This is a genomic window from Shewanella sp. GutDb-MelDb (assembly GCF_002836075.1).
Classification (GTDB): domain Bacteria; phylum Pseudomonadota; class Gammaproteobacteria; order Enterobacterales; family Shewanellaceae; genus Shewanella.
This window is the reverse complement of record NZ_PJBM01000149.1, coordinates 1-13,542: the sequence shown is the minus strand read 5'-3', so window position 1 is coordinate 13,542 and position 13,542 is coordinate 1. Positions and strand designations below refer to the sequence as shown.

General features: G+C 43.6%; 9 protein-coding genes and 1 pseudogene. 2 read left to right on the top strand and 8 right to left on the bottom strand.

What is annotated here, in order from left to right:
• The 8 genes from CXF82_RS06340 to CXF82_RS06305 form a co-directional block, all read right to left on the bottom strand.
• On the bottom strand, positions 1-387 hold a 387-nt coding region (locus CXF82_RS06340; protein WP_145991664.1), incomplete at its 3' end, for a hypothetical protein.
• 1,120 nt (positions 388-1,507) lie between these two features.
• Positions 1,508-2,164: a pentapeptide repeat-containing protein gene (locus tag CXF82_RS06335; RefSeq protein WP_180961176.1), complete on the bottom strand. Its 657-nt coding sequence runs from the start codon at positions 2,162-2,164 to the stop codon at positions 1,508-1,510.
• 127 nt (positions 2,165-2,291) lie between these two features.
• Positions 2,292-3,245, bottom strand: coding sequence for a Gfo/Idh/MocA family oxidoreductase (locus CXF82_RS06330; protein ID WP_102043866.1), 954 nt, complete (start codon positions 3,243-3,245; stop codon positions 2,292-2,294).
• Between the two features lie 101 nt (positions 3,246-3,346).
• Positions 3,347-5,827 (bottom strand): TOMM precursor leader peptide-binding protein, encoded by a 2,481-nt coding sequence (locus tag CXF82_RS06325; RefSeq protein WP_102043865.1) that lies wholly within the window; start codon positions 5,825-5,827, stop codon positions 3,347-3,349.
• Positions 5,828-7,014: 1,187 nt separating this feature from the next.
• Positions 7,015-8,136 carry a heme-binding protein gene (locus tag CXF82_RS06320; protein WP_102039688.1) on the bottom strand — a complete coding sequence of 374 codons (1,122 nt, stop codon included), beginning with the start codon at positions 8,134-8,136 and terminating at the stop codon, positions 7,015-7,017.
• 393 nt (positions 8,137-8,529) lie between these two features.
• Positions 8,530-9,783, bottom strand: coding sequence for a lipoprotein-releasing ABC transporter permease subunit LolE (gene lolE / locus CXF82_RS06315; protein WP_101089636.1), 1,254 nt, complete (start codon positions 9,781-9,783; stop codon positions 8,530-8,532).
• Complete coding sequence (lolD, locus tag CXF82_RS06310; protein ID WP_232775088.1) at positions 9,780-10,478, bottom strand: lipoprotein-releasing ABC transporter ATP-binding protein LolD; 699 nt, start codon at positions 10,476-10,478, stop codon at positions 9,780-9,782. The genes lolE and lolD overlap by 4 nt, the downstream gene beginning before the upstream one ends.
• 10 nt (positions 10,479-10,488) lie before the next feature.
• Complete coding sequence (locus CXF82_RS06305; protein ID WP_101089634.1) at positions 10,489-11,712, bottom strand: lipoprotein-releasing ABC transporter permease subunit; 1,224 nt, start codon at positions 11,710-11,712, stop codon at positions 10,489-10,491.
• Between the two features lie 206 nt (positions 11,713-11,918).
• Here CXF82_RS06305 and CXF82_RS06300 point away from each other — a divergent pair, with 206 nt between their 5' ends.
• Positions 11,919-12,503 (top strand): hypothetical protein, encoded by a 585-nt coding sequence (locus CXF82_RS06300; protein ID WP_102043864.1) that lies wholly within the window; start codon positions 11,919-11,921, stop codon positions 12,501-12,503.
• A 90-nt stretch (positions 12,504-12,593) separates the two neighbouring features.
• Positions 12,594-13,542, top strand: a pseudogene (locus CXF82_RS06295) (transcription-repair coupling factor); the annotation flags it as partial.

Genomic DNA, 13,542 nt, shown 5'->3' with positions numbered 1-13,542 from the left:
TCGCTCATGACTAAAAGATTTATCGGCTTCACATACGGTGTATAACTGCGCTTCAATGTGTATTATTAAGCTAGATTTACTTGTTTTTCTTTTTGCTATTGTGATCTTTTTATTTTTGACATTAGTTAATAATACTATGTCAGCACCTTGTGCAGTGGCTTCTTCACGTAATTGTTGAAGTATAAGTGCAAAAGCTGTACTTTCCTCAGGCGGTCCTAAATCCTGGTATTTTGGTGTATTCACTGTGAGTGATATAGGCGCTAATATATCAACAATACAGTTGGGTTTGTAATCGGAGATAATAGCTAATTCAGCAGCTTGGATATTCGTTACTGAGGCCAATAAAGTCATGAAAAATAGGCTTATTTTGAGGGGTTTCCTTATCATTGTGCACAGTCCATTGTTACAAAGAATAAGTACATATTCTATATAATAAAAGATAAAGTTCAATTTATTTAATTAGATAAATTAATATTATCGAGCTTCATAAACATGTCGATAGTTAAATTTGTCTTTCCTTTTTCGATCCATTGAGGCTCCGTGACACATGCAGCAATAGATGCAACAGTCTAAAAGCCTACGATTCAAGGGAATGGAAGACCCGCAAACGCCACCAGAATCAATACAGCGGTGAGGGAAGATTTTATTAACAACGTCATAAGCAATTCATGCCCTGCTACTTAAACATGTAACTTAATGCTGATATATAATAGCTACTATCTTTAAATTCTTGCATAGGTTTATATTATGTCCGTAAAAGTTTTTATATCTCACCGTCATCATCTGATATTAATAACCATTTAAATTCTTGTCCTGAATATAATGAAAAAAGTATTATACAAATTAACGTTACGCCAACAAGTTGGATTGTAAAGTATCGTCCCAAGCTTAAAGTTATTAAAAAATAAAATATGGAGCTATAAAGGTAAAGTATACAAACTCAGAGTTAGCTCTGTTAGCTTGTCATCAGGTATTTTATTTTTCTTTCAGAATGATGAAATAATCGAGTTACGCGGGTTTACAAAAACAACTGCTCCACTAAAAAAGATGATCTATTAGTGGTGAAACTTTATCTACAATGGCAGCAATCAAAAGGTCTTACCCAGGTACTTCAGTCAAGTCAATACTGTTAATTTACCTTTAAATTTAAGTAATAAGCGTATAGTTTAAATGAGCATAAAACGGTCAGCGGCACATATGCTTATCGTTTTTATTAGGTCAGAGATGCAATCCATCTATGCCTATGTTAAATACCGAATCACGAAATGAATAACGCAACCGCCACTAATCCAATGTGTACGGAACAGAGTAAATACAACGCACTTATAATAGATAAATCAAGTGCTTGCCAATAGTTATAATGGCCATACAGACTAAAGTAAGGCAACCCTCTTCATCACTGCAAACCGAACGTATTCTTGATGGACAACTGGATCTTAAAGGAGCTCGTTGTCAATGAATAAGGATGCGACAGCACGCGTCTTATCCTTATTCATTAGCTAATGTGTTATTTACATATACCGATAGAACCTTTTACGCACACTCTTCCATCGCTCCATTTAGCATAATCAAGAATGGCTCCTTCTAAATCCACCTCACCTATATTACTCCCTGTAAAATAAACATCAGTAAGGTCACTTCCTGCTAAACTAACCATTAAAAAATCAGCGTTACGAAATGATGATGCAGTGAAACTACATGCTTCACATGGAAAATTATAAAATGATGATTGCTCAAAGTTTGAAGATATAAAAATCATATCTTCTAGTTCCATAATTTGAATATCGCTACTGGATAGATTTGAATAACTAAAATCAATATAGTACTGAGAGGCTTGCTGATCCTGTTCAAATGGACTGCCACGTAAAATATCGGGACTTGCCTCCGAAAGATAGCGCAGTACGTTAATCATTTCCTCTTTCCGTTCCAGCTCTTGCAACCTAAAAAATAGGGCTCGACTACGAGCAATAGCCGCATAGTGAGATAATTCAGCTCCTTCTGAAGATAATATGTCTGTAATGCCATCAAAATAACTGTCTACCATTTGTGTAACTGCAATATCTTCCTGCCAAGACGATATTTCAGCTTCTATCCACACACTTAGCCCAAGTAAAGTAAATGGAACTAATACAATCTCTAGCATTCTATCCCAGTCTTTTTCCATCCAGACTTTCAACATAATCTACAAATCACCGACCAACTTATTTATACTTATAAATCAAAAATGACCCGTTAAAGTACGACGTAAAAAGGTTAGGAACACCATCAAAAGTAACATCTAATCAGAGGCGTTATTTCTGTAAAAATGCCATTGTTTTTCCCCATAAACTCGACAATCCCAGCAAGTATTCAGGCTGCTGCTCAATTATAGCGCTGGGCTCTGCAATACTGACAATGAGTTTATTTAATGCCGTAATATTGGCATTATCTCGCTGCTGCATTAACTGGTACTGATCGCTAGCCTCGACTTGAACAGGTAGATAACTGCGCCATGACTCTGCAGGCATTGAAACCGGTGATGGGAACCAATAAACCGGCCCCGCGGTTTCACAAAGTAACAAATTACCATGAACAAAGGTCGCGCTGACACGATGATTAAGTAATGTAGCACTTCCATCATCATGCTCTGACGCAAAGTTTTGGCATAAGATTGATACCGATAACTCAGGGCCCTTCAGTAATATAGTTTCAAATAATTGTCTTACTTGGCCTGCTGTTTGTGGTGCTGATTGGAGTTCAATATTAGCCAATGAGCCAATAGCCCTTCCCAACAAATCCAATCCAGAATATAACGTGCGTAAATTAACATTCAAGTCGAAATGTAGACAAGTACCTTGCTGCATAGCTATTGCCATCGCACTGTAAAATGCTTGCGGTGCAGTAAGATCAGCAAAATGAGCATTAACATGAAAACGGCAGCCTTTTTGCGCCGCTAAACTAAGCCCGTAACGCACAAACTCTTCGCCCACAGGGTGTTCACACAAAACATGAATGCCTTTATTAAGGCACTGCACGGTCAAATTTTGCCCAGCCTCACCGGACACCGCGATACAAGCGATATCAATGCTGCCTGACGGGATCTGTTCTATTTGGGTAAAATGCGGTACCTGCATTTGCTGCGCATACTCAATTGAACGTTTGCTGCCCGTAGATAATATTCCCGCCAAAGTAAGGTTTTGCGGTTGTGTTGCCAACGCGCGAATATAGGTTGCGCCATAATTAGTACCACATACCAGTACATTCATTTGTTCATCCTTGATGTTATTTAGTTTTTAGGCTGCCGCTGACGTGTTACCTGCTGTTAGCATTAAGATGTCACTTAGCGGCAACTGCAAATAATCAATCACTACGCAATAGGGTGAGGGTACATATTGACAACCTTACCCTTGAGTAACTGCTGCAAGCGTGGGTTATCAATCCGTTTAAATTGCTCCCCAAAATGAATTGGCTGCATATGTTTTCCCACCGCTCTGGCAACCCTAAATGGACTCAGTGCAACATCTGGAGAGGTCACATCGACAATGGCAACGTCAACATTGGCATTACATAACCTCTGATTTAGATCGGCCGCATCCTTCACAACGGGATATGGCCATTGATCAATATCAATCGAGTGTTCATCAGCTTGGCGCATGAAATCAAAAGCAGACTTGTTATTCATTTTAAAATAGTAGGCCGCGTGATCTTCTAGACTTTGTACTTCACCAACATGCTGTGGCACTTTGGCGCCCGTTCCCATCAGGTAACACAAGTAAGGCATGACATGCCCTTGCTCAAGTAGTGCTTTTTTCATCGCGACCGCAATGTCTCCATGACAAGCCAGTGCAACCGAAACTGCAGGTGTTCGTATCCCGTCACCAAACGCGAGACAAACCACCGTTGGCACATGAATACCGACGTCGAGCAAGTAGAGCTCTAAGCTCATTCCCATTGCCGTTAACTCATCCAGCATCACCCGCATTTTTCCGTGATTAACAGCATCGAGTTTAAGTCGTTTACACGGATGCTGGGCATACCAAGTGAGCATCATGGCATCTCGTTCAATAAGCTCGTATGTTGCTCTAATTGCAGCATCGTCATTATCTTGCCCTGCCGCGAGCCCATTGGATGACACTTGGCTAAACTGCTCTTCATAAGGACAGCTAAAGTTAAAATAGCTAACTAATGACGGTACCCATACCGGTGTTTGAGTCCCTAAAAACATGCCTTTACTCCAGTGTATTTTTCGTTTTTTATTCCAACGAGAAAACGGAAACTGCGGTGTATGGTATTGTTTTTTTGAATATAGAACTAAGTCGTTTGGATCTAAATACTCTCCCGTCAGCTGACTAATTGAAGCGTAATGGCAATCTTCCAGACGGTATCTTGCAGCAGAGTATCGTTCAATAGCTTCGCCGATAGCGCTGATATGCGCAGACACACTGTCTAAACCTTTACCGGAACCAACATGCCCAGCGGCTCTGGGATCAAAGTGGCCAGACGTAAAGTTGGCCACATTGGCCGATGCCGTGATCGGAAAGTCAGGAAGCTGTGGAGAGTGTCCTGTGAGCTGACGGATAATGCCAGTCTTAGCATCTATCCAACCTTCAAAAAGATCGGTGACATCCTCAGCCGTACCAACACTATTTAGCGGATTGGCCTGTGAAATTTGATGTGCAGAAACAGCACTCATTGCCCCCACTTGCATGTTTGCAGCTTGCCGTTGACGCTCATTAATTGAATGGATATGAGCGGCCGCTGTATCGTGGTCATAGCCGCAGACCTTACACCAAGGTACAGGAATGATCTGATGCTGCTCTGCTTTATTGGTCACCAGATTCTGTACATTCACTTTTCCCACGAGATCGCTCTGAATGTAACCCACTAGCAGCTTCAACACTTCCATTGATAACTGGTGACCCGTCAACGCAGCCATCGAGGTTAACATGCTGCGAGCTCGGCTTGTTTGCTGATTTTTATAAGCTGTTTTTTCTAATTCGTGCGCCAAATCAGGTGCCACTTCAGTGCCTAATCGTCGTAAACGTAAACAGTTCCAGCATGCGTCAATTGCCGTTGTCTGCTGTGGTAAATTAACCGCCGGTCCCACCCAAGATTCCAATCCATCTAAACTGCCGTAGAGTGCAGGTAAACCCAAATGATGTAATGTTTTAGAGATTTGATAAAGCCAATGCTTGGCTTCTTTGCTGAGAGTCACCACCACCAGATCCCAAATGGGCTCACTCGCGATATGGATGCCGCAGTCGCCTTTTTCTAACGGTTGTAGCGTCACATTACACCAAGGCGCTTGTTGCTGTAGCAAGCCTTTTAATACCTCTCCCCGCAATAAGCCAAGGTTAGACTCACCGAACGGACGATGGCAAAGAATATCATCTGCCGAAATCAATTCATTATCAATAATATGAATATGCCCGACGCCAGAACAAGCCAGTTCATCAACCATTTTGACAGACCAAGGCTCGAGTCCAATAACCAGTAATCTTTTGTCCTTTAGTGCCACTTCCGAATGCTGACTGCTTGACCATGCATTGATAAATCGCTCGTGCATCGCCCAAGGCGGTTTAAAGTCGGTATTAGCTTCCACCTCCTCCACTAATCCATGTTGCTTTAGTAAAGCAATAATTGACAGCACACTGCTTTGGCTATAACTCGGAAGCTGGTCACAAACAGCCTGCTCGGTATTATCACCTCGCAGTAAAGGGACAATAACGGTTACAAACTCACTTACATCTTTGCCATGCAGTTGAAAGTCGCCAAGATCCGATTGTAATAACACACCATGAGCATTCGGTGTAATGGTGGCTGCTGGTGATAACAAAAGAGTGTTCATTTTATATTCCTTTAGTCCCAATAACCCTAGTGATTAACTAGCGTTATTAGGTCATTTGTTATTAATCCAAATTAACTAGTGGCACTCAATAAGCAGAATGTCACTGGCGAGCTGGCACACTGGTACCCTGGATCACATGGTCTACACGTGACGCATTGAGCCAGTGGATGACTGTAACAAGGTAAGCAAGTGACACATTGTGAGTTTGTGGCGGGTTGACACTGCACGCAATAAGAAACCGGGCTAGGCGAACAGGTCACACACTGCAGCGTGGGCTGACAAGTCAGGCATTGCAAACCAGTAGCACAAGGCGTTGGTTGACACTGTACGCAATAAGCAATCGGGCTCTGCGAACAGGGCACACACTGCAGCGTGGGCTGACAAGTCAGGCATTGCAAACCGGTAGCACAAGGTGTTGGTTGACACTGCACACAATAAGCAATAGGACTTGGTGAGCAGGTCACACATTGTACTGTGGGCTGACAAGGCACACAGTAATACACAGGTTCTGGTACACAGGGCGCACAATAAGCGACTGGACTCGGCGAGCAAGTCACACAATGCACAGTAGGAATACCTGGCAAACACTGTAATCCAGTCGCACATGGCGTTGGTTGGCACTGAACACAGTATGAAACTGGGCTTGGATAACACGTCACACATTGCACTGTCGGCTGACAAGGAGCGCAGTAGTAAATAGGTCCAGGAGCGCACGTTTCACACTTAATTGCTGGCTGAGCACACTGTACACAAAAACTGACTATGCCCGGATTACATAAGTTGATAGTGCAAGGCAAACAATTGTCACACTTACGAACCGCCTGACCACCATCGCATACCACGCATTCTGTCGTAGCACAGACTTGGCATTTATCCGCCGCTGTGATGTTGTGATAGTGAACTTCTAATTCTTTCACTTTGGACGTTAGCTCCGTCACCTGAAGCTGCAGATCCTTTATCGTTTTATCACTCATTTTTCATTCCTTGAAACTAAATTAATAGCTTAGATATTGCTAACAGATTGCCCCGAAATAAGCATTTTGAGACAGGTGAACGCCTCGAGTCGTGTTTCTATAGCTGTCACGACTCGAGAACGCTTTTTGACGCCAGAGCCAACAACGCCCAAGGAATCAAATGTGTTCTCGATCTTTAACAACAGAAAGTGGATTAAAAATCGGTCAAATAGGTTACTGAACTTTGGTCAAGGTGTTTGCCGTGATATGCGGAAACTTATAGGTCTTGTCACCGACGGGCAGATCTAATGTGATGTTTTGCGTATATTGCAGTTGTAGATGACCGGTTGATAAGTGCTCTATCCAATAGGTGGTGGTAAATCGCGATACATCTGAGTGACTCTTCATAAATGGCGTATTGGCGATAGCGCCATGATTATCACTGTCAACTGTTAGCGCCGTCGTACTCGCAACGCTCACCCCTTTATCCGCTAATTTCAGTAGTGCACTATCAAGCACCGCATTGGGATTGATGCTTGGGTTGGTCGCAATATTTGGACCATAGGCGGCGCTAAATGCGTCTGGAGCGGCGATAGGCAAGCAGTTTGCAACGGGAATAGTTGGAGCACAGTAAGATCTAGTCACTCCGCCTAAGGCTAAAATTGAGTTTCCATGAGGAACCGAGACCTGCTTTACGATTTCAGTTAACGGATTTTGCGTTGGAATGGGATTTGGCGCTGGAGGTGTAGGAATGAAGGGCGCGGTATTGACTTCGTTTTGACCTTGCTGCGCCGACACTTGGTGCAACCAAGAACCATTTTCAGCATGCACTAAGTCATCCATCTGAGGCCCATCAGCAAAAAACACTCTTTGCTCATAGAACAAGGTGTATGAGTCTTGTTCGTACTGACCTCCTCGGTTTGCAACTTTGCCAGAGATTGCGCTGAAAGTAATAACTTCATAATAATTAAAGTTCTTTAAAATAAAGCCATTCGGTGCTGTGACTTGAGGGATAGGCATCACGTTAAAGCCACTAAATCGCTGGCTAACCCAGGTGCCAACGAGATCGGCTAACGGGCCTAACTTTTCAAGAACATCCGGCTTTTGATCGCCACCACCCGGCGCCAACAACGGAATATTATAATCAGGTACAAAAGGCGATGCTATCGGATGATTAACCGCGCACTGACGAGTTGAAGGTATAGCTTGGCTACATTTAGCGACTGGGCAACCTTGCGCTGAGCTAACTGATAATCCTTTATCAGCTACAGGACACTGCTTCTCTAAATCTGCCACAACTGACGATAGCTGTTGCACGCTCATGTCTAATTGTTCTAAATCTGGTTTTGCGTTCATTGTCATTGCTCCATGCTTTTACAATTAACCAAATCAAGGCTTCCATGCCCTGCCATAAAGGCATCAAACGACCTTTGAAATGGGAGTACTAAAAAACTAGCACAGCAATTCCAACGAAAAAATAGCACTTTATAAGGATAATTAGACTGCAACAACAATGATGAAAAAGGTTGAGTAAACGCGAGTCAAGTACATCTACAGCGGAATAAATGAGGACGCAAAAACACACTGCAACGCCCATCAAGTATGGGAAGTTAGCTAACCCTAAATGTAGGGTAAGATTAACGTAAGGTTTAGGTAAGGTTTACCGAAGAGAGGCAGTGACCGCACTCGCGATCACTCTAATACCAAAGCACTATAAAGCGCCTGAATGAGTCGTTAAAAACAGTCCCTCTAGCGGCCTGCTAATGCACTTGCTGGCGGTGTTTGGCTGGCTTTCCACGCGGGATAAAGCGTTGCGATGAGGCTCATCACAAAAGCGAGAGACACGACCGTAATCACATCGTTAACCACTAATTGTGACGGTAGAAAATCAATAAAGTACACATCTGCCGACAACAGTTGAATACCTAATACCGATTCTATCCCTTTGGCAATATCGCTGAGGTTGAGCGCAATTGTCACCCCTACAATAGATCCTATGATGCAGCCCAAAATGCCATTGAGTGCGCCCTGCACGATAAATATCAGCATCACCGAGGTCTTTTTCATGCCCATGGTTAACAAGATAGCGATTTCAGACTGCTTATCTCGCACCGCCATCACAAGTGTCGACACGATATTAAAACATGCCACAGCAATAACTAAAGCCAACACAAGATACATCACCATTCTAACCAATTGTATATCTTGATATAAATGTCCTTGAGTTCGAGTCCAGTCCGAAATATAAACATATTGCTTTTGGCTATAACCGAGGTCACGGATCAACATCGGCGCATCGAAAACATTTTTGACCTTAATACGCACACCGGAAACACCTTGTTCTAACTTTAACAACTTAGCCGCATAATCCATAGGCACATATGCGGTGGTTGTATCTAGCTCGCCCCCAAGTTCAAAAATACCAGAGACCACAAAGCGGTGACTTTTAGCGGCGGCTATTTTATTTTGAGACGAGTTATTATTGTTAGGCATATATAAGCTAATAGATTGACCAATCTCAATCCCGAGGTTATTCGCCAGCCCTTTACCAAGCACGATATTATTGTGCTTAGCTTCTTGTAAACTTTGCCAGCTCTGCTCAGACATGAAGTGACGAATATTTGATACTTTCGCTTCTTGCTCTATATCTATCCCCTGAACCGTTACCCCTTGAAAACCACCCGGCTTTTGCACCAGACCTTGCATCCGTACAAAAGGAGCCGCTGCAACAATTCCAGGGACTTTATCAGCATCCGCCACAACGGCCTGCCAATCATGTATTGGCTCATTCACACCGACTAACTCACCATGAGAAACGACCCCTAAAAGTCGCTCCTCTAACTCCTTCTCAAAGCCATTCATCGCCGATAATACGATAATCAGTACCGCGACTCCGAGTGCAATACCCGCAGTAGAGGCAAAAGAGATAAAGTTGATAAAACGGTTTGACTGACGGGCTAAATAAAAGCGCCACCCTATCCGCATCGCTAACAGGCTTTTCATCCAGTGAGCTCCTCAGCATTCACCAAGTAGCCATCTTTCATGTGTAACTGTCTATCCATTCTCGCAGCAAGTTGTTGATCATGAGTGACCACCACAAATGCTGTGCCTAATTGGGCGGCGAGTTCAGTGATCAATTCGTAGACGGCCTCACCACTATTAGCGTCAAGGTTACCGGTAGGTTCATCAGCAAGCACCAATTTGGGATCGTTAATCAAGGCTCTAGCGATAGCGACGCGCTGGCGTTCCCCGCCAGACAACTCCGCAGGAGTGTGTGCGAGACGATGGCCTAACCCCACTCGCTCAAGTAAAGCGGTCGCTTTACCTTCCACCTCTTTGCGTGTTTTACCCTGTATTAATGCTGGCATTGATACATTTTCCAATGCACTAAATTCAGGTAACAGATGATGGAACTGATAGATAAAACCAATATTATTATTGCGCACTTGAGCTTGGCGCTTGTTAGACAGTTGGTAGAGATCTTCATCGAGCATCGTCACATTGCCACTTGTCGGCCGATCTAAGGTACCCATAATATGCAGCAGTGTGCTTTTACCTGATCCAGAGCTGCCAACTATCGCAAGTTGTTCACCCTTGTAGACCTCTAAATCAACGCTATGCAACACTTGGGTTTCGACTGAACCATCGTTGTAACGCTTACTCACATTGCTCACTTTTAGCAATAATTCTGAATTCATTGTTAACTCACTATTCATGTCTAAGGGCACTCGCTGGCTGAACATTCGCGGCTCTTAGCGCCGGGTAAATGGTGGCTAATAGGGTAATGACAAGTGTGCCTATGACTATCGAGCTCAATTGATTAAAGTCGAGCTGTACTGGCAAATTCTGACCTGCGCCAAGAATAGAGATCCCTAACGCATTAGTGATCTCATTTAAATTAAGGGTTAATAACGCCCCCGTTGCCACCCCAGTAATCAAGCCTATGATGGCATTAAGCGAGCCTTGGATCATAAAGATCCCCATCACATTAGCCGTCGATAAGCCCTGGGTTTTTAACACGGCAACATCAGTAGTTTTATCCACAACCATCATCACTAACGCAGAGACGATATTAAACGCGGCGACCGCAATAATAAGGCTAAGCATTAATGACATCATGTTCTTTTCCATTTTAACGGCGCCAAACAGGTGACCATAAGTGTCATGCCAATCTGTGGTGGTCACTGTGTGGGAAAAATAATCCACCACGCTCGGGGCAATTTTTGCGGCATTGAAGGGATCATCAAGATAAACACGTAACTGTTTTACTTCACCGGCTTTTTGGCGCATTAAGCGCTGTGCATCGTCATGATGGATATAAGCGACGCTAGCATCAACTTGAGACCCCATTTCAAATACACCCGCCACGGTGAACTTTCGCTGGCTTGGCACCGGACCTAACGGCGTATAGACCACGCCATCTCCGCTCAGGACTCGTATTTTATTACCGACAACCACATCAAGTTTACGTGCCAGCTCAGCGCCCAATATAATTTGATACTTGCCAGAGAGCAGCGCGTCGAAGTTACCTGCATAGGTATTGCGCGTAAGGCTAAGCAGATTTTTTTCCTGTTCTGGGTATACACCGTATATTTGCGCGGCGCCAATATTAGAGGCCGATTGCAGCATCGCTTGAGTCGACACACTCGGCGCGGCGCCCTGCACCCCTTTTAAGGCTGACAACTGAGTCACATCTTGCTGCCAATGTTCTAACGGTACGGGAGAATGAATCGTTAGTTGCGGCACGGCACCTAAAATGCGCTTTTTAAGCTGCCCTTCAAGACCATTCATCACGGAGCTAACAACAATAAGTGCAGCCACTCCAAGCAAAATGCCTGAAACAGAGAATATGGTAATAAACGATGCAAAAGCATTGGCTTTTCTTGCTCGCCAATAACGGTAGCCAATATAAAATGATAATGAAAAATTCATTAAAAAACCCAAATAAAGTCAACTCAATTCTGGCGCCAATACGATTGATAATAAAAAGATAATAACCTCTCTCATTTCAAACAATACTGCTCAGAGATACTCTAGAAATACAAAAGGAGAAGCAATTACGCCTCTAACCTTGCTAAATCATAAAGATGCGCATGATAATAGGGGTATTAGCCCCCTAAAGACAAGAGGCAAAACCATTGTTAAATGACTCTACCGCCTATTTTAGTATTAATCATGCTTTTGATGTCTATTTACAAGCTTGGGACAGCGGCCAACCTCTCCCGTCAGTGGAACAGCTGAGTTTTATGCTACCGCCGAGCCTACAACTTATCAGTGATATTAAAGTACTCGAGTCTGACTGCCTGTTGCAGTTGCGACACCTTGATGATGATGCCAAAACCGTTGTTGAATTCTTGAAATTACAATCTCGAAAAATTGATATGGTTTTACAACACGTTATCGGTAAAGAGGAGTATGAAGGCGACTACTATACCGGCAGTCATTTTGGGGGCAGCTCAATTAGATTAACCACCAATGAAGCGATAACAGTTGGTAGCCAGTTTAAAGTTAGCTTGAATATCAAAGAGGAGCTAGTCGCCCTGATCTGTTTTGCGACAGTGCAAAGCTGTTCATTGATCACCAATGAAGCAGAAGAAGCGCCGCAGGCCTTTAGCATTGAATTAGCTTTTTGTGTCATTCAAGACGCTGATGTGGAACAGCTGGTAAAAGCCAGCTTAAGCCTACAACAGAAACAACTAAAATTACGAAAGATAGCCCTGTAATCTAAAACCAGTTTTAACTGGCCAGAGCGACGGCAAGCCACTACAATACCAAGCAACTTTGCTGTTATTGGACTCGTTTCCTCGCCCTTAATGAATGCTTTTTCCGTATTGACTCCACCAGCAGTCAAGAGTGCTAAATTAGCACAAACGCTGTGTACTCTTGGTGGCGCTGCTCAAGCGCTTACGATCGCTAATATTGCTAAGCAACATCAGAACGTGACACTTGTTGTTACCGCAGATACGCCTAGTGCCATTGCGCTAGAATCTGAGCTAAATTATTTGCTCAGTGAAGCAGCAATTTCAATATGGCTATTTCCAGACAGGGAAACCCTCCCCTATGACAGCTTCTCTCCCCATCAAGATTTAGTCTCACAACGTCTTGAAGCGCTTTCGAGGATCCCTCAAGCGCAGCAAAGCGTAGTCATAGTGCCAATCACCACGTTAATGGTCAAGCTGCCCCCTAAATCCTTTTTGAGCGGTAATGTGCTTATTTTGGAGAAAGGCGATAACTACCAGCTGCATGATGTTAGAGAGCAATTAATCAATACTGGTTACCACAGTGTTGAGCAAGTATACGAGCACGGTGAGTTTGCGGTTCGTGGTTCGATTATCGATATTTTCCCTATGGGATCAAATCAGCCATTTCGTATTGAGCTATTTGATGACGAAGTCGAATCTATTCGACATTTCGATCCAGAAACCCAACGTTCTAGCCACGAGCTACCATCGATTCGACTGCTGCCCGCGAAAGAGTTTCCCACTGACAATGCTGCCATTGAAGGCTTTAGACAGCGTTATCGTCGCCGATTTGAGGTTCTCGTCAAAGAACCTGGCTCTATTTATCAAATGGTCAGTAAAAAGACCATGCCCGCAGGAATAGAAAATTACCTGCCGTTGTTTTTTGATGACACTGCGAGTCTGTTCGATTATTTGCCAGAAAAAACGCAATTAATCACTGTCGGTGATATTGAGACAGCCACCCAAGCTCATCTGCATGAAGTTGAAACTCGCTATGAAGATAGACGCGTGGATCCACTAC

Excerpts from the sequence above, each read along its gene's own strand:
- CXF82_RS06335 (WP_180961176.1), bottom strand. The coding sequence starts at position 2,164 with ATGGAAAAAGACTGGGATAGAATGCTAGAGATTGTATTAGTTCCATTT.
- CXF82_RS06330 (WP_102043866.1), bottom strand. The coding sequence starts at position 3,245 with ATGAATGTACTGGTATGTGGTACTAATTATGGCGCAACCTATATTCGC.
- CXF82_RS06325 (WP_102043865.1), bottom strand. The coding sequence starts at position 5,827 with ATGAACACTCTTTTGTTATCACCAGCAGCCACCATTACACCGAATGCT.
- CXF82_RS06320 (WP_102039688.1), bottom strand. The coding sequence starts at position 8,136 with ATGAACGCAAAACCAGATTTAGAACAATTAGACATGAGCGTGCAACAG.
- lolE (WP_101089636.1), bottom strand. The coding sequence starts at position 9,783 with ATGAAAAGCCTGTTAGCGATGCGGATAGGGTGGCGCTTTTATTTAGCC.
- lolD (WP_232775088.1), bottom strand. The coding sequence starts at position 10,478 with ATGAATTCAGAATTATTGCTAAAAGTGAGCAATGTGAGTAAGCGTTAC.
- CXF82_RS06305 (WP_101089634.1), bottom strand. The coding sequence starts at position 11,712 with ATGAATTTTTCATTATCATTTTATATTGGCTACCGTTATTGGCGAGCA.